Origin of the sequence: Acidovorax sp. BLS4 (assembly GCF_032929295.1) — a bacterium.
GTDB lineage: Bacteria > Pseudomonadota > Gammaproteobacteria > Burkholderiales > Burkholderiaceae_C > Paracidovorax.
Map to the genome: position 1 here is coordinate 1266756 of NZ_CP136797.1, position 17364 is coordinate 1284119.

A 17364-nucleotide genomic window follows, 5' to 3' on the forward strand; every position below is an offset into this window, starting at 1 on the left:
TTCGGACATGCTATGAATACCCTAGCAGAGCCCGGAGATTGGGCGTGCTGCGGGCTCGCAATCCGTTGGGTGTCTAACGCGACGCGCCCGCCATGGGCAGCGATGGAACGGCTGCGGCCCGCGCGCCGTCGAACGCGGCACCGTTCACCGTGAGGCCTTCGCTGGACAGGCGCGCGGCGGAGGCCTTGCCCAGGCCCGGGACGCGGCCGACGAGGTCCGGCCAGTTCTGGAACGGACCTTTCTCGCGCGCCTGGAGAATTTTGGCCGACAGCGCCGGGCCGATGCCTTTGACTCCGTCGAGGTCGGCAACGGAAGCCGTGTTGACCTCCACGGCCGCCACGGCGGCCGCGCAGTGAACGGCCGCAGCCGCGGCCACGGCCACGAGCAGGGCCTTGATCCCCGGAAGCTTCATAGCTCTTCCACGCGCCGGGCAGGGTAGCTGTCCCAGGTCTGGCAGCCGGGGCATTGCCAAAAATGCTGCCGGGCCTCGAAGCCGCAGGCCGCGCAGCGGTAGCGGGTGAGCGGCTTGGTCGCCTGGTCCAGCGCCTTTTGCACCTGGGGATGGAACTGCTCGTGCTCCAGTGTTTCCTGCGCCAGCCACTTCGCGGCCGCCACCAGCGAGGGCTCCTTGTCCAGATGGCGCACGTACCACTGCGGCCCGGGCCGTGACGCGTCGCCCGAGGCGGCGTCCATCGACACGATGGCCTCCAGCATGTCCAGCGACGGCGCCCGCTCGTAATGGCCCAACAGCAGCTGGTAGGTTTCTTCGGCGCGCTGGGTGGCTGCGCCCACCTCGACCAGCAACGGGGCGGCCAGGGGCAGGGCGCCGGGCGATTCGCGCGACAGCTCCAGCAGCGTGGAAAACGCCTGTTCCGGCCGGCCGCAGCGGTGGTGCAGGCGGGCCAGTTCGATGCGCGGGCGGGGTGCGTGGGGCGCGGCGGCCACGGCCTCTTCGAACTGCGCCTGCGCGGCTTCCTGGTCGCCTTGCGCGGCCCGTGCGATGGCCTGTTCGCACAGGTAGTGGGCCTGACGCGTGCTGAAGTCGCCCTGATGCGATCCGTGCATCTTGCGGGCGATGGCCGCCGCCTGCGGCCAGTCGCGCGAGCGTTCGTAGATGGCCAGCAGGGCCAGGCGCGACTGGCTCTCAAACGGCGTGTTCTCGAGCCGCCGCAAGGCATCTTCGGCGCGGTCGAGCAGGCCGGCCTTGAGGAAGTCCAGGGCCAGCGCATGCTGCGCCCGGTCGCGGTCGGTGCGGCTCAGGTCGCCGCGTGACAGCAAGTGCTCGTGCACTCGGACGGCGCGGTTGTACTCGCCACGGCGGCGAAAGAGGTTGCCCAGCGCGAAATGCAGCTCGGACGTGTCCGGATCGTTCTGCACCGCCTCGATGAACGCATCGATCGCCTGGTCCTGCTGCTCGTTGAGCAGAAAGTTCAGGCCTTTGAAATAGGCCTTGGGCGCGCGGCGGTTCTCCTCGCGCAATTGCCGCAGGTCGAAGCGGGAGGCGAACCACCCCAGCACGAACGCCAGCGGCAGGCCCAGCAGCAGCCAGCTGAAATCAAATTCCATGGATGGAGGGCGGTTGTTGTTGCAGGTCCGGCACGGCTGGAGCCGCGACCGGTGCGGGGGCCGGGGCTTCAGCCGGCAACGCGGCCTGTGCGCGCCGGGCGGCGCTGCGGTGCTTCCACCAGCGGGGCACCATGCCCAGCACGCCCACGACGACCCCGGCCGCGAAGGCCGTCAGCACGACGAGCACCAGGGGGGCGCTCCAGTGCGTGCCGAAAAAGAAGTGCACGGTGGCGTCTTGCTGGTTGTTAAGTGCAAAAGCGAACAGGGTAAAAAAAATGGCTGCCTTGAGCAGCCACAGGAGGTATTTCATGCGTCTCCCCGGTGGTGTGGGGGCATTCTACGGGCAGGCCGTGGCGCGTCTGCCATCTGCGCCGATACCCGTGCCACGGGCTCCCGGCGCTTGACAGCCAAGCGCAGGCAGCTATCAATTTTGATGTTTTTGCGACGGTGCATCGACGATGCCCATTTCGACCGTGCGCTGGTCTACGGCTTCGCGCAGGGCCTTGCCGGGCTTGAAGTGGGGCACGCGCTTTTCCGGGATCGCCACGGCTTCGCCGCTGCGGGGATTGCGGCCCATGCGGGGCGGGCGGCGGTTGACCGAAAAGCTGCCAAAACCCCGGATCTCGATGCGGTGGCCACGCACCAATGCGTCGCCCACGGCGTCCAGAATGGTCTTGACGGCGTATTCGGCATCGCGCTGGGTGAGCTGGCTGAACCGTGCCGCCAGTTCTTCAACGAGGTCTGATCGGGTCATGGAATCCTAGTCTTTGCAACCTGGGAAACAGAACAAAAAGAAGCGGGCGCACGAGGCGCCCGCCATTCACAACCGCCGAAGCGGTCGTTGCCTGACTCTCGGATTACTTGTCCGAGTTGTCCAGCTTGGCGCGCAGCAGGGCGCCCAGGCTGGTCGTGCCGGCGCTTTCGCGGCTCGATTGCTGGCTCAGGTTGGCCATGGCGCCTTGCTCGTCGGCCATGTCCTTTTGCTTGATGGACAGCTGGATGTTGCGGGTCTTGCGGTCCACGTTCACCACCACGGCCGTGACTTCGTCGCCTTCCTTGAGCACATTGCGGGCATCTTCCACGCGGTCGCGGGAGATTTCCGAGGCGCGCAGGTAGCCGATGATGTCTTCGCCGAGGTCGATTTCAGCACCACGGGCGTCCACGGTCTTGACCTTGCCGGTCACCGTCTGGCCCTTGTCGTTCACCGTCACGAAGGTGGTGAATGGGTCGCCGTCGAGCTGCTTGATGCCCAGCGAGATGCGTTCGCGGTCCACGTCCACGGCCAGCACGATCGCTTCGACTTCCTGGCCCTTCTTGTAGTTGCGAACGGCGGCTTCGCCGGTTTCGTTCCACGACAGGTCGGACAGATGCACCAGGCCGTCGATGCCGGCAGCCAGGCCCACGAACACGCCGAAGTCGGTGATCGACTTGATCGGGCCCTTGACGCGGTCGCCGCGCTTGGTGTTCTGCGCGAACTCTTGCCATGGGTTGGCCTTGCACTGCTTCATGCCCAGGCTGATGCGGCGCTTGTCTTCGTCGATCTCGAGGACCATGACTTCGACTTCGTCACCCAGCGACACGAGCTTGGAAGGAGCGATGTTCTTGTTGGTCCAGTCCATTTCGGAGACGTGCACCAGGCCTTCGATGCCGGGTTCCAGTTCCACGAATGCGCCGTAGTCGGCAATGTTCGTGACCTTGCCGAACAGGCGGGTGCCCGAAGGATAGCGGCGCGAAACGCCCATCCATGGATCGTCGCCCATTTGCTTGAGGCCCAGGGACACGCGGTTCTTTTCGGTGTCGAACTTGAGGATCTTGGCCGTGATTTCCTGACCGGCCGTGACCACTTCCGAAGGATGGCGAACGCGGCGCCATGCCATGTCGGTGATGTGCAGCAGGCCGTCGATGCCGCCCAGGTCCACGAACGCACCGTATTCGGTGATGTTCTTGACCACGCCCTGGACGATGGAGCCTTCCTTCAGGGTTTCCATCAGCTTGGCGCGCTCTTCGCCCATGGAGGCTTCCACCACCGCGCGGCGCGACAGCACCACGTTGTTGCGCTTGCGGTCGAGCTTGATGACCTTGAATTCCAGGGTCTTGTTTTCGTAAGGCGTCAGGTCCTTGATCGGACGCGTGTCGATCAGCGAACCTGGCAGGAAGGCGCGGATGCCGTTGACCAGCACCGTGAGGCCACCCTTGACCTTGCCGCTGGTCGTGCCGGTGACGAATTCGCCGGATTCCAGGGCCTTTTCCAGCGCCAGCCAGGAGGCCAGGCGCTTGGCGGTGTCACGCGACAGGATGGTGTCGCCGTAACCGTTTTCGATCGAGCCGATGGCCACGGAGACGAAATCGCCCACCTGGACTTCGACTTCGCCCTTGTCGTTCTTGAACTCTTCCAGGGGCACGTAGGCTTCGGACTTGAGGCCGGCGTTCACCACGACGAAGTTGTGTTCCACGCGCACGACTTCGGCGGTGATCACTTCGCCCGGACGCATTTCGGTGCGTGTCAAGGACTCTTCGAAAAGGGCGGCAAAAGATTCAGACATGTATTTCCTAAAGCCGCAAACAGGGTTCCGACAGCACCATTGCCATCGTTTTTAAAGCTGCCTGCGGAGGTTTTTTGCGGCAAAACCGCGGTTAGGTTGGAGAACCGCACGGTCTGGGCACTGGGTGCCTGTGGGGCCGGGCGGGCCTGTCCGGGGCGTGAGCCTCGGGTTGCAACCCCGTGCCTAGGTGGCGAAGGGCTGTCGTTCCTGCCACCAGGCAAGTACCTGCTCGACAGCCGCATCGACCGTGAGCGAGGAGTTGTCCAGAACCAGGGCATCCTGCGCCGGCTTCAAGGGCGCAACGCTGCGGGAACTGTCCCGGGCGTCGCGCGCCTCCAAATCGGCGCGAAGGTCTGCGATGCTAGCCGAAATCCCCTTTGAAATCAACTGTTTATGCCGGCGTTCAGCCCGGCATGCCGCGCTGGCGGTCAAGTAGACCTTCAAGGCGGCCTGGGGAAAGATCACGGTGCCCATGTCGCGCCCGTCCGCCACGAGTCCCGGAAGCCGCCGAAAGCTGTGCTGCAGGGCCACCAGGGCCTCCCGCACGGCGGGCAGTGCGGAGACGCGGGACGCATTCATGCCCGCTTCTTCGGTGCGGATGGTATCGGTCACATCGTCGGCGCCGAGCCAGATCCGCCCGCCTTCGAAACGCACGGGCAGTCCGCGTGCGAGAGTCGCAATGCGCGACTCGTGCGCCGCATCGATCTGCAGGCCCGCCCGCAAGGCCGCCAGCGCCGCGATGCGGTACATGGCGCCCGAGTCCAGAAACCGGTAGCCCAGCCGCTGCGCCACGGCGGCAGCCACGGTGCCCTTGCCGGATGCGGTCGGGCCGTCGATGCAGATCACCGGAACGCGTTCCGTGGGGGTGTGCGTGACGGAAAACAGCGCCTCGAAATAATCCGGAAACGTCTTGGCCACGCACTTGGGGTCTTGGATGCGAACGGGCAGCGCCGCCGGATTGAAGGCCGCCAGTGAAAAGCACATGGCCACGCGGTGGTCGTCGTAGGTGTGGATGCTGGCGGCCAGCCAGCCACCAGGCGCAGCCGGGGGCGTGACGCGCAGGAAGTCCGCGCCTTCCTCCACCGTGGCGCCGAGTTTGCGCAGCTCGGTCGCCATGGCGGTCAGGCGGTCGGTTTCCTTGACGCGCCAGCTGGCGATGTTGCGCAGCGTGGTCGTGCCTTCGGCATAGAGGGCCATGACGGCCAGCGTCATGGCGGCGTCGGGAATGTGGTTGCAGTCCAGATCGATGGCTTTGAGCGGCCATGCGCCGCGGCGGATCTTCAGCCAGTTGGGCCCGCCCGTGACCTGTGCGCCCATGGCCTGCGCTGCCTCGATGAAGCGGATATCCCCCTGGATGGAGTCTTGCCCCACGCCCAGGATCTGCACGCCGTCGTCCTGCTCGGCAACGCCGGCGATGGCGCCCAGCGCAATGAAATAGCTGGCCGAAGACGCGTCGGCCTCGACGTGGATGCTCCCGGGCGAACGGTATCGGCTGCGGGCCGGGATGGTGAACCGCTGCCACCGGTCATGCTGTACATCGATGCCGAACCGCGCCAGCAACTGCAGCGTGATGTGGATGTAGGGCCGCGAGATCAGCTCGCCCACCACCTCGATCACCACGTCTTGCTCGACCGCGACCAGTGGAAGCGCCATCAGCAGGGCGGTGAGGAACTGGCTCGACACGTCACCGCGCACGGGAATGGGCCTGGACAGCGATAGCGGCGGCATGCCTTGGGCGTGTGCAATGCGAAGGGGTGGAAACCCTTCGTTGCCCAGATAGTCGATGCGGCAACCGAGCTGGCGCAGCGCATCCACCAGGTCACCGATGGGCCGCTCGTGCATGCGCGGCACGCCGGACAACTCGAACTCGCCACCCAGCAGCGCCAGCGCGGCCGTCAGCGGGCGCATCGCCGTGCCGGCATTGCCCAGGAAAAGGGCGGCCGGGGCGTTCGCGGGTTGGGTGCCCAGCCCCGTGATGCGCACGCTGGCGCCTTGCTCGTCCACCGTGCAACCCAGTTGCCGCAGTGCATCGAGCATGACCCGGGTGTCATCGGATGCCAGCAGGTCGTGGATTTCGGTGGTGCCTTCGCTCAGTGCCGCCAGCAGCAAAACACGGTTGGAGATGCTCTTGGAGCCTGGAAGCTGTATGGCGCCGCCCGCCGTGGACAGCGGCGGGAGGTCGAGAAACTCGGTGCTGAACATCAGGAATTGGGGGTGGGGGTGCGTTGGGCGCCCATGCGCCAGTGCGCGCGGGTTTCGCTGGCCAGGGTGATCAGGTCTTCCAGCGCCTGGGGATTGCCCTGCTGCATGGTCTGCTCCAACTGCTGCAATGCCTGCTGGAAAAGCCGCGACTGTGCCAGAAGCTCTTCGCGGTTGGACAACAGAATGTCTCGCCAGACCTTGGGGTCGCTGGCCGCGATGCGGGTGAAATCGCGAAAGCCCGGGCCTGCCAGGGACAGGAACATATCGCCATGGTCTTGCGCCGTGATGCTGTTCATCATGGCGAAGGCCAGCAAATGAGGCAGGTGGCTGACGGACGCAAAGGCAGCGTCGTGCGATTCGGGCGACATGCTTTGCACCCGGCAGCCCAGCGTGCGCCACACTTCTTCGGCCTTTTGCAGATGGGCGGTCAAGGTGCGCTCGGTCGGCGTGAGGATGACCTGGCGCCCGCTGTACAGCTCGGCTTCCGCGTATTCCACGCCGGACACCTCGCGCCCGGTGATCGGGTGGGCCGGAACGAAGGATCCCACCTGGTCGCGGAGGGCGCGGCGTGCGGCCTGCACCACGTCGGCCTTGGTCGAGCCCACGTCCATGATCAGCATCTGCGGTGTGACGAGGTGCTTGATGGCCTTGAGCGTGGCCTCGGTCGCGGCCACGGGGACGGCCACGAGCACGATGTCGGCGCCCGCCACGGCGAGCAACGCGGACGGTGCCTCGACATCGATCACGCCCATCTGGCGGGCGCGGTCGGTGGTGGACGGCGACTTGCTATACCCGACCACGCGCTTGACGAGGCCGGCCTTCTTCATGGCCAGAGCGAACGACCCTCCCATCAGGCCGCAGCCGATCAACCCCAGCTGTTCAAACATGGCGGGCCCGCTCATGGCGCGACCGGGTAGGTGCCCAGCACCTTGTAGAAGGCACACAGCGCACGCAGTTCTTCGAGGGCCCGTGCCACATGGGGCAGGGACGGGTGGCCGTCGAGGTCGATGTAGAAGTAATACTCCCACTGGCCTGTGCGGGCGGGACGGGATTCGAACCGGGTCATCGACACCCCGTGTGTCTTGAGCGGCACCAGCAGGTCGTGGACCGCGCCGGGCCGGTTGGGCACCGAGATGACCAGGCTGGTGCAGTCCTTGCCCGACGGTGGCGGCGTCTGCAGCGTGTGCGGCAGGCAGATGATGGCGAACCGGGTGCGGTTGTAGGCATCGTCCTGAATGGCATGCGCGACCAGATGCAGGCCGAATTGCGTGGCGGCCCGTTCGCTCGCAATGCCCGCCCACGCCGGATTGGTCGCGGCCAGTCGGGCCCCTTCCGCATTGCTGGATACCGGGCGGCGCTCTGCGTGGGGCAGGTGCTTGGACAGCCATCCCTGGCATTGCGCCAGCGCCTGCGGGTGTGCCAGCACCGCCTCGATGCCTTCGAGCGAGTCGGACTGCCGCATCAGGTTGTGGCGCACGAGCAGGCTCACTTCGCCGACCACGTGGCAAGGCGTGTGCAGGAACAGATCGAGCGATCGGGTCACCACGCCCTCGACCGAATTTTCCACGCCGACCACACCGTATTGCGCACTGCCTGCCGCCGTGGCGTGGAACACTTCGTCAAAATTGGCGCAGTACATGAGGTCGGCCGCGCCACCGAAGAACTCCACGGCCGCCTGCTCACAGAAGGTGCCGGCCGGGCCGAGCACGGCCACCCGCTGCGGTGACTCGAGTGCCAGGCAGGCGGACATGATCTCGCGCCAGATGGCCGCGACATGCGGCCCCTTCAATGGGCCGGGATTGGCGGTCTGGATCTTCTCGATGACCTGGGCCACCCGGTCGGGGCGGAAGAAGGGCGTGCCTTCGCGCTTCTTGATCTCGCCCACCCGTTCGGCGACCAGGGCGCGCTGGTTCAGCAGCGTGAGCAGCTGCTGGTCGATGTTGTCGATTTGGACGCGCAGGCTGGCGAGGTCCGGAGAGGCTTGCGGGATGGTCATGAAAGGTGTGGGGGCGTTTTCTCTGGACTGTCAGGGCTTCAGGCGTGCTTGCGTTCAAATTCTCGCATGTAGGCCACCAGGGCCTCGACGCCCGACAGGGGCATGGCGTTGTACAGGCTGGCGCGCATGCCGCCCACCGATTTGTGCCCCTTGAGCTGCAGCAGCCCGCGTTCCTTGGCGCCTGTCAGGAAGGCATCGTTGCGCGATTCGTCGCGCAGGAAGAACGGAATGTTCATGCGGGACCGGGCGTTCTCCGACACCTTGTTCACATAGAACTGCGACTGGTCGATGGTGTCGTACAGCAGCCGGGCCTTTGCGATGTTCCGATGCTCCAGCGCCGCGATCCCGCTCAGTTCGCCCTCGCGCTGGCGCTTGAGCCACTGGAAGGTCAGGCCGGCCACGTAGATGCCCCAGGTGGGCGGGGTGTTGAACATGGACTGGTTGTCCGCCACGATCTTGTAGTCGAAGGCGCTGGGGCAGGCGGGCAGGGCGTGCCCCAGCAGATCCTCCCGCACCACCACCAGCGTGAGGCCGGCAGGGCCCAGGTTCTTCTGCGCTCCACCGAACGCCAGGCCCACGCGCGACCAGTCGACGGCGCGCGATGCCACATGGGAAGAAAAATCGATGACCAGGGGCGCATCGCTGCCCAGCGCCTTCAGGTCGGGCAGTTCGTGAAATTCAATGCCGTGGATGGTCTCGTTGCTGCACAGGTGCAGGTAGCTCGCGCCGCGGCTCAGCTGCCAGCTGGCTGGCTCGGGAAGCGTGGTGAAGTGGCTGGTCTCGCCCGATGCGGCCACGTGCACTTCCGCTGCATATTTGCGGGCCTCCTTCACCGACTTCTGGCTCCAGCTGCCGGTGACGACCATGTCCACCGTCGCTGCGCGCGAGAGGTTCAGCGGCACGATGGCGTTCTCAGCCAGACCGCCCCCCTGCATGAAAAGGATCTTGAACTGCGAAGGCACCGCCAGCAACTCACGAAGGTCGGCTTCGGCATGTTCGTAGATCGACAAGAACTCCTTGCCGCGGTGGCTCATCTCCATGACGCCCATGCCGCTTCCGTGCCAGTCCAGCATTTCGGCAGCCGCTTGCTGCAGGACTTCGGCGGGAATGGCGGCCGGGCCGGCGGAGAAGTTGTACGGGCGATTCATGGTTTCAAGTGAAATAGGGCCTCAGCGCATATTTATCTAGGGCTGATTGCTATGGTTGTGATAGCAAAGCGTCCATCGGAGCGCTTTGCATGGGGCAGGGATCAGGCTTCTGCGGGCGGCGTGCCACCTTCTTCATCGGCGTCGATATCCGGCACATTGGCGTCGTTTTCCACGATGCGTTGCAGGCCGCTCAACTGCGAGCCCTCGTCCAGCGCGATCAGCGTCACGCCTTGGGTGGCGCGGCCGAGTTCGCGGATCTCCGACACGCGGGTGCGAACCAGCACACCCTTGTCGGTGATCAGCATGATCTCGTCATCGGCGTGGACCAGCGTGGCCGCCACGACCTTGCCGTTGCGCTCGCTCTGCTGGATCGCGATCATTCCCTTGGTGCCCCGGCCATGGCGCGTGTATTCGACAATGCTGGTGCGCTTGCCGTAGCCGTTCGCGGTGGCGGTGAGCACGCTCTGGGTCTCGTCTTCGGCCACCAGCATGGCGATCACGCTCTGCCCGTCTTCCAGCATCATGCCGCGCACGCCGCGGGCCTGGCGGCCCAGGGGGCGCACGTCGTTTTCGTCGAAACGCACCGCCTTGCCGCCATCGCTGAACAGCATGACGTCGTGCGCACCGTCGGTGAGCGCCGCGCCGATCAGGTAGTCGCCATCGTCCAGGTTGACGGCGATGATGCCGCCCTTGCGGGGGTTGCTGAATTCATCGAGCGCCGTCTTCTTCACGGTGCCCATGCTCGTGGCCATGAACACGTAGCGATCGGCCGGGAACGTCCGCATGTCGCCGGTCAGCGGCAGAACCACATTGATCTTTTCGCCTTCTTGCAGCGGGAACATGTTGACGATCGGGCGGCCGCGCGAGCCGCGCGAGCCTGCCGGAACCTCCCACACCTTGAGCCAGTAGAGTCGACCACGGTTGGAAAAGCACAGGATGTAGTCGTGCGTGTTGGCGATGAAGAGCTGGTCGATCCAGTCGTCTTCCTTGGTGGCCGTCGCCTGCTTGCCGCGGCCGCCGCGCTTTTGCGCCCGGTATTCGGACAGCGGCTGGCTCTTGATGTAGCCCGTGTGGCTGAGCGTGACCACCATGTCGGTGGGCGTGATCAGATCTTCGGTCGACAGGTCCTGCGCGCTGTATTCGACCACGCTGCGCCGCGCCCCGAGCTTGTGCTGGCCGAACTCCTGCTTGATGGACGTCAGCTCTTCGCCAATGATGACGGAGACGCGTTCTGGCTTGGCCAGAATGTCCAGCAGGTCTTCGATCACCGCCATCACGTCCCGGTATTCGGAAACGATCTTGTCCTGCTCCAGGCCCGTCAGGCGCTGCAGGCGCATCTGCAGGATTTCCTGCGCCTGGGTGTCGGACAGCCGGTACAGGCCGTCCTGGCCCATTCCGTATTCACGCTCCAGCCCTTCCGGCCGGTAGTCGTCCGCATTCACGGTGCCACCGTCGGCCCGGGTGCGCGTGAGCATCTCGCGCACCAGTTTGCTGTCCCACGAGCGGGTCATCAGTTCCGCCTTGGCCACCGGGGGCGTCGGCGATTCGCGAATGATCCGGATGAAGTCGTCGATGTTGGCCAGCGCCACCGCCAAACCTTCCAGCACGTGGCCGCGTTCGCGTGCCTTGCGCAGTTCGAAGACCGTGCGGCGCGTCACCACTTCGCGGCGGTGCTGCAGGAAGACGCTGACCAGTTCCTTCAGGTTGCAAAGCCGCGGCTGCCCGTTCACCAGGGCCACCATGTTCATGCCGAACGTGTCCTGCAGCTGCGTTTGCTTGTAAAGGTTGTTCAGGACCACCTCGGGCACTTCGCCGCGCTTGAGTTCGACCACCAGGCGCATGCCCGATTTGTCGGATTCGTCCTGGATGTGGCTGATGCCTTCGATCTTCTTTTCGTGCACCAGCTCGGCCATCCGCTCCTGCAGCGTCTTTTTGTTGACCTGGTAGGGCAGCTCGTCCACGATGATGGCCTGGCGCTGGCCACGGTCGATGTCTTCGAAGTGGCAGCGTGCGCGCATGACCACCTTGCCCCGGCCCGTGCGGTAGCCGTCCTTCACGCCATTGATGCCGTAGATGATGCCGGCCGTGGGGAAGTCAGGAGCGGGAATGATCTCCATCAGATCGTCGATGGACGCGTCGGGATGGTGCAGCAGGTGCAGGCAGCCATCCACCACTTCATTGAGGTTATGGGGCGGGATGTTGGTGGCCATGCCCACGGCGATCCCGCCGGAGCCATTGACCAGCAGGTTGGGCAGCTTGCTGGGAAGCACCAGCGGTTCTCTTTCGCTGCCGTCGTAGTTGGGGCCGAAGTCGACGGTTTCCTTGTCGATGTCCGCCAGCATTTCATGGGCGATCTTCGCCAAGCGGATTTCGGTGTAACGCATCGCGGCCGCGTTGTCGCCGTCCACCGAGCCGAAGTTGCCCTGGCCATCGACGAGCAGATGGCGCATGGAGAAGTCTTGCGCCATGCGCACAATCGTGTCGTACACCGATTGATCGCCGTGCGGGTGGTATTTACCGATCACGTCGCCCACGATACGGGCGGACTTCTTATAAGGCCGGTTCCAGTCGTTGTTGAGTTCGTGCATGGCAAACAGCACGCGCCGGTGCACCGGCTTGAGGCCGTCGCGCGCATCGGGCAGCGCGCGACCCACAATTACGCTCATGGCGTAATCGAGATAACTTCGCCGCATTTCCTCTTCAAGGCTGATGGGCAGGGTTTCTTTGGCGAACTGTGTCATGGAGAACTGCGTGGACGGCGGAGGAGGGCCATTCTAGGCGGAACGTCTTGTCGCAAGTGCGCAACACATCAGGGGTAAAGCGCTTTTGTCCTACCGTGCGCGCCCCGTCTGCAACCACTTTGCGTTGTTACGTATGGCACAATCATTTCAACGTTTTTAGTGATGGTCACTGATGACGTCCATATTCGCAGCGCGGCTGCGGCTTTTTCCCCAAGAGGAGAACCATGAAGAAACTGAACAAAGTGGCGATGTTGTTGGCCTCTGCTGTGCTTGCTACCTCGGCTGGCGCTCAAGTCAAAGCAGCCGACGGCGGCAAGGTTGTTGACAACTGGCAGAACGGTACCGGCGAACTGGTGTGGAAGAACGGCACGAACGAACTGTGCTGGCGCGATGCCAACTGGACCCCTGCTACCGCTGCTGTCGGTTGTGATGGTGCTCTGGTTGCTCAGGCTCCTGCTTCTACCCCTGCCGCTGCTGCTCCCGCACCTGCTGCAACGCCTGCCCCTGCAGCGCCTCCTGCTCCCGCAGTGGCCAGCAAGGTGACGTACGCTGCCGATGCGTTCTTCGACTTTGACAAGTCGGTGCTCAAGCCAGAAGGCAAGGCCAAGCTGGATGACCTGGTTTCCAAGGTCAAGAGCGTGAACCTGGAAGTCATCATCGCCGTGGGTCATACCGACTCCGTCGGTACGGATGCCTACAACCAGAAGCTGTCGGTTCGCCGCGCTGAAGCTGTGAAGGCTTATCTGGTGTCCAAGGGCATCGAAAAGAACCGCGTTTACACTGAAGGCAAGGGCGAGAAGCAACCCGTCGCCGACAACAAGACCAAGGAAGGCCGTGCGAAGAACCGTCGCGTGGAAATCGAAGTGGTCGGTACCCGCGCTTCTAACTGATTTCCGAATCAGTCATGAAAAAGCCCCGGAAACGGGGCTTTTTTTATGGGCCATCTCTTTTGGAGCACTTACCCACATGAGCGATCACATTAATGCCGATCCAGCAGAGCTGGCCAAATTTTCCGCACTCGCCCACCGCTGGTGGGATCCGGAAAGTGAATTTCGTCCATTGCACCAGATTAATCCGCTGCGCCTGGAATGGATCAATGGCATATCGCCTTTAGAAGGGCAGCAGGTGCTGGATGTGGGATGTGGTGGCGGCATCCTCACGGATTCGATGGCCAGAAAAGGCGCGCAGGTAACAGGCATTGATCTGGCCAGCAAATCATTGCGAATCGCGCAACTGCATGCCTTGGAAACCGGGACACCCCATGTGCAGTACCGTGAAGTCAGCGTGGAGGACTTGGCCGCGGAAGTACCTGGCACCTTCGATACTGTCACATGCATGGAAATGCTGGAGCACGTGCCGGACCCCGCCTCCGTGATTCAAGCGTGCGCGCGTCTGGTCAAGCCGGGTGGCTGGGTCTTTTTTTCCACCATCAATCGCAATACCAAGGCGTTCATGCTGGCAGTCGTCGGCGCCGAATACATTTTGGGCATGCTGCCCAAAGGCACGCACGAGTATGCGAAATTCATCAAGCCCAGCGAATTGGCGTCCGCCAGTCGGCTGGCGGGCCTCGATATCGTTCACAGCCGGGGGCTGGAGTACAACCCGCTGACCAAACGCTATTGGCTGAGTGCCGACACCTCGGTCAACTACATGCTCGCTGCACGCCGCGCCGCCGTATGAGTTCACCTGTCTTTACCCATGTTCGTGCCGTCTTGTTCGATCTCGACGGCACATTGATCGATAGTGCTCCCGACCTGGGTGCTGCCGCCGACAAATTGCGAACGGACCGTGGCTTGCCGTCTCTGCCTGCCGATCGGTATCGGCCCATGGCAGGGGCTGGAGCCAGGGGCATGCTGTCAGTGGCATTCGACATGGATACGGCCCATCCCGACTTTCCGGCGTTGCGAGAAGAGTTCTTCGTCAACTACGAGGCCTGCATTCAGCAGCGCACGAAAGTGTTCGATGGTGTGGAGTCAATGATCGCCGAGTTGACCCGGCGTGGCATGCCTTGGGGCATCGTCACCAACAAGGCGGCAAGGTTCACGGATGTGCTGGTGGCGGCCACGCCACTGTTCAGTAGCGCCGGTGCGGTGATCAGTGGCGACACCACCGCACACAGCAAGCCGCACCCCGAGCCCCTGCTCGAAGCGGCCAGACGCCTGGATATCGAACCAGCGCATTGCATCTACGTCGGCGACGATGAGCGCGATATCGTCGCGGGCCTCGCGGCCGGCATGCGCACCGTGGCTGCGTTGTATGGCTACCTCGGCACGCAAACCGCTGTGCACGAGTGGGGCGCACAGGCCGCAATTAAATCTCCCCTCGAGGTCTTGCAATTGATCTCTGCGCCTTAAAATACGAGGCTTGGGGCTGCCCTGGTTTCGACGTGGGTTCGGAATCGGTGTGGTGCATGTCGAGCTTGAGTGGCGCTCGTAAATCTGCATTCAAAAAACTAACTGCAAACGACGAACGTTTCGCACTCGCCGCTTAAACACCGGTGAGCCTTGCAACAGCATGCTAGCGGGCTGGGCAAGGGGGTCGCAAGACCTCCCGGCTGCAAGGTTATTCACGCTGGCTGGTTCCGTGCCGGGTACCTTGGCATGGAGCGAGATCCAAGGGTACTGGTGTCCCACGTAGCGTGCGACTGCGCGACGTGGGCCATGAGAATCAAAACAGACCGCTAAACATGTAGATCTGCCCGAAGAAGGCTTGCGGACGCGGGTTCAATTCCCGCCAGCTCCACCACTCAGGATACCGCCACACTCTGACACCGTCAGGCTGTGGCGGTTTTTTCTTGCCCGGCGCTTTGTGGGGTGTCGCGCCCATCGCATCGAAATGGCCCGCGAGTCCCACGTGCTGGTTACTGCACTTGCCGATACGCCATCGAGTGTGGGCGTGCCTGGCATGTCCGTGTCGACTCCGCGGACGTGCATCGAAAGCCGTTCTGCCCTCGGTATCACGGCCTGTGGTGCCACTGCGGCATGAGCGCTTCAGTCCTACACCCGCATCGAACAGGGGTTCGCAAACTGATTTCTCCTTGGAAAGGAAATTCATGCAAACCACCAGACCAGCCGGTATTTCAAGCACCGCCAACGCGGTACCTGCCACGACGCGCATCGCCACAGGAACGCAGCCCTGCCAGGTGGCAGTGGCCGACATGCCGGAGGTACAGCCATGGTGAACCAGGTCGACTCCCCGGACGGTAAGCCGCGCAAGGACCTCGGTCGTCCCAGCCCGGCATTGGTCGAAACAGATCCCGCAATGCAGCGCATGCCGCAGAAAGGGCCTGCACCGCAAAAGGAGGGGGAAGACGGCGGTGGCATTGCGGATTCCCGCGAGCCGTCAGACCCCCGTCGAAACGGCTAGCCAGACGGCCTTCAGTGCGCCGCCACCATTCATCCATCCGTCGTCGTCTCTGGAAGAAGTCCTCCCATGAACACCCGCAGCCCTGATGCCTTTCCCTTTCCGACATCTGAAAGCCATCCTTGTCCTCCGCCTGAAGGCACTGCTCCGGCGTTGAGACCTGCGGCCAATCCCGCGCACACGGAGCCTGCCCTCGATCATGGAATAGAGGAGTCGTTTCCTGCCAGCGATCCTTTGTCGATCGCTTTGACGCAGGTCCACGTTCTGCCGACGTCGGATTTGCAATGCCTGCCGCATGGCCACCACGGCCCGCATGCCACTGCACGCTCGGTGATCAGCATAGGGCTGATGGCTGGGACTTTGGCAAGCGTCGCATCGACGATGGTGCTTGCTTGGCGGGGGCGCGGCGGGCCTGGCAAAGCTGGCATGTTGGAGCGGTGGGTCGAGCCGACTGATGGCACTCCATGCCTTGTGCATGGCGGCTCTCAGCAGGCCATGGCAACGCTTTGTGCGACTTTCGCCGCGGGGCTTGCCGTGGGCTGCGCTGCGGCCCGTCGGGGCCATCGCAGCCGTCGGGAAAACCCATAAGAAGGCATTCAGGGCCGGTCCCAGGCCGCGACAATGACCTTATAGAGGGCACCACCACGGCCGCAGGAGCCTGCCCTGCCCATCAGTCTTCGAGCGTTTTCGGCACGCCGCGCAAACGGCCTGCATCACCCACAGGGTCCAGATCTTCTCCCATGCCCAGTTCGGCACCCGTGGTGGGATCCATGTCGGGCTGAGATGCCGTGCGTGCGGCCATCTGCTCCACGGCGGGCGCTTCCAGTTCGTTCAGGGCCACGGTCGCCAGGCCATCGCCGCCATCCACCGCTTCGGCGCCCTGGGGAAGGGGAACGACGTTCCAGCGCTCTCCTTCGTTCCACGCACCCCGCACTTCCGGCTCGCCCTGCGAGGTGCGAAAGTACACGCTGGTGAAGCGCGGATCGCCTGGCAGCTTGCCGGGAGGGAAGTTCGGTTCGATGGCATAGAGTGCTTTTTCAAACGACTTCTGGTGGGCGATCTCTCGCGTCATGAGGAAGGTCAGCGCGTCCTTCACGCCCGGGTCGTCCGTGAGGTTGATGAGGCGCTCATACACGATCTTCGCGCGGGATTCGGCCGCGATGTTCGACCGCAGGTCGGCGGTGGGCTCGCCGATGGTGTCGACGTACGCTGCCGTCCAGGGTACGCCTGCCGAGTTGATCAACGCTGGGCCACCCCCGTACAGCACCTGGGTGAGGTGGCTGTCGTTGCCTGCGCCGGTGATGGACCGATAGAGATCGCCCTCTTTTTCAACGCCTTCCGCCAGTCGGCCCTTGGCGCCCTTGTTGAGCATGCCCACGATGGTTCCGATGATCTCCAGATGGCTCAGCTCTTCGGTCGCGATGTCGAACAGCATGTCCTTGCGGCCCGGATCGTCCTCGCCCAATGCCTGGGTGAAATAGCGGCAGGCTGCGGCGAGTTCGCCCTGGGGTCCGCCAAACTGCTCGAGCAGCAGGTTGGCGAGGCCGGGATTGGTTTCGCTGATTCGTACGGTGTATTGCAGCCGCTTGTTATGAGAAAACATGAATGCTCCTGGTGGGGTTGAGCCAGCGGGTTCACCGACAGGCAACGCCATGTGGCGTCGAAGGAGTCAGGGCAAGCGGTGTGCCGAAGGGCCGGGCAATGGGCCGATGGCCATGCCGGACAGGGCGGCGCAGAGGGTGAAACGCAACCAAACACGGCATGTACCTTGCCTGTTTCCTGGCGCGCCACACCCGAGAGGCCCA

At 63.9% G+C, this 17364-nt stretch carries 14 protein-coding genes and 1 other RNA gene; 4 read left to right on the top strand and 11 right to left on the bottom strand.

The features are described from left to right. Positions 1-73: 73 nt before the first annotated feature. The 10 genes from R1Z03_RS05875 to gyrA form a co-directional block, all read right to left on the bottom strand. A complete protein-coding gene (locus R1Z03_RS05875; protein WP_317357680.1) occupies positions 74-412 on the bottom strand; it encodes a helix-hairpin-helix domain-containing protein in 339 nt (112 codons plus the stop codon). After that, the gene (gene lapB / locus R1Z03_RS05880) at positions 409-1566 is read right to left on the bottom strand and encodes a lipopolysaccharide assembly protein LapB (RefSeq protein WP_284401038.1); all 1158 of its coding nucleotides are present in this window, start codon (positions 1564-1566) and stop codon (positions 409-411) included. The genes R1Z03_RS05875 and lapB overlap by 4 nt, the downstream gene beginning before the upstream one ends. Beyond that, on the bottom strand, positions 1556-1876 hold the full coding sequence (locus R1Z03_RS05885) for a lipopolysaccharide assembly LapA domain-containing protein (protein WP_272568882.1): 321 nt from the start codon (positions 1874-1876) through the stop codon (positions 1556-1558). Before R1Z03_RS05885 ends, lapB begins: the two co-directional genes overlap by 11 nt. Positions 1877-1990: 114 nt before the next feature. Beyond that, positions 1991-2320 (bottom strand): integration host factor subunit beta, encoded by a 330-nt coding sequence (locus R1Z03_RS05890; protein ID WP_284415059.1) that lies wholly within the window; start codon positions 2318-2320, stop codon positions 1991-1993. 103 nt (positions 2321-2423) lie between these two features. Beyond that, positions 2424-4109 carry a 30S ribosomal protein S1 gene (gene rpsA / locus R1Z03_RS05895; RefSeq protein ID WP_092739611.1) on the bottom strand — a complete coding sequence of 562 codons (1686 nt, stop codon included), beginning with the start codon at positions 4107-4109 and terminating at the stop codon, positions 2424-2426. A 183-nt stretch (positions 4110-4292) separates the two neighbouring features. After that, on the bottom strand, positions 4293-6311 hold the full coding sequence (locus tag R1Z03_RS05900) for a bifunctional 3-phosphoshikimate 1-carboxyvinyltransferase/cytidylate kinase (RefSeq protein ID WP_317357689.1): 2019 nt from the start codon (positions 6309-6311) through the stop codon (positions 4293-4295). After that, positions 6311-7198 (bottom strand): prephenate dehydrogenase/arogenate dehydrogenase family protein, encoded by an 888-nt coding sequence (locus R1Z03_RS05905; protein WP_284415064.1) that lies wholly within the window; start codon positions 7196-7198, stop codon positions 6311-6313. Before R1Z03_RS05905 ends, R1Z03_RS05900 begins: the two co-directional genes overlap by 1 nt. A gap of 11 nt (positions 7199-7209) precedes the next feature. Beyond that, complete coding sequence (gene pheA / locus R1Z03_RS05910) at positions 7210-8307, bottom strand: prephenate dehydratase (RefSeq protein WP_284428660.1); 1098 nt, start codon at positions 8305-8307, stop codon at positions 7210-7212. Between the two features lie 38 nt (positions 8308-8345). Further along, on the bottom strand, positions 8346-9455 hold the full coding sequence (gene serC / locus R1Z03_RS05915; RefSeq protein ID WP_317357694.1) for a 3-phosphoserine/phosphohydroxythreonine transaminase: 1110 nt from the start codon (positions 9453-9455) through the stop codon (positions 8346-8348). Positions 9456-9556: 101 nt separating this feature from the next. Beyond that, complete coding sequence (gene gyrA / locus R1Z03_RS05920) at positions 9557-12196, bottom strand: DNA gyrase subunit A (protein WP_284428658.1); 2640 nt, start codon at positions 12194-12196, stop codon at positions 9557-9559. 224 nt (positions 12197-12420) lie between these two features. Between gyrA and ompA the strand changes: the two genes are divergently transcribed. The 4 genes from ompA (at position 12421) to ssrA (ending at position 14941) form a co-directional block, all read left to right on the top strand. Continuing rightward, complete coding sequence (gene ompA, locus R1Z03_RS05925; protein ID WP_272568896.1) at positions 12421-13086, top strand: outer membrane protein OmpA; 666 nt, start codon at positions 12421-12423, stop codon at positions 13084-13086. Positions 13087-13162: 76 nt separating this feature from the next. After that, positions 13163-13876: a bifunctional 2-polyprenyl-6-hydroxyphenol methylase/3-demethylubiquinol 3-O-methyltransferase UbiG gene (ubiG, locus tag R1Z03_RS05930; protein WP_317357698.1), complete on the top strand. Its 714-nt coding sequence runs from the start codon at positions 13163-13165 to the stop codon at positions 13874-13876. Beyond that, a complete protein-coding gene (gene gph / locus R1Z03_RS05935; protein WP_317357700.1) occupies positions 13873-14550 on the top strand; it encodes a phosphoglycolate phosphatase in 678 nt (225 codons plus the stop codon). The genes ubiG and gph overlap by 4 nt, the downstream gene beginning before the upstream one ends. Positions 14551-14562: 12 nt before the next feature. Then, positions 14563-14941, top strand: a transfer-messenger RNA (tmRNA) gene (gene ssrA / locus R1Z03_RS05940). Positions 14942-16229: 1288 nt separating this feature from the next. On the opposite strand, the gene R1Z03_RS05945 is transcribed toward ssrA, so the two are convergent. After that, complete coding sequence (locus tag R1Z03_RS05945; RefSeq protein ID WP_317357703.1) at positions 16230-17162, bottom strand: manganese catalase family protein; 933 nt, start codon at positions 17160-17162, stop codon at positions 16230-16232. Between the last annotated feature and the right edge of the window lie 202 nt (positions 17163-17364).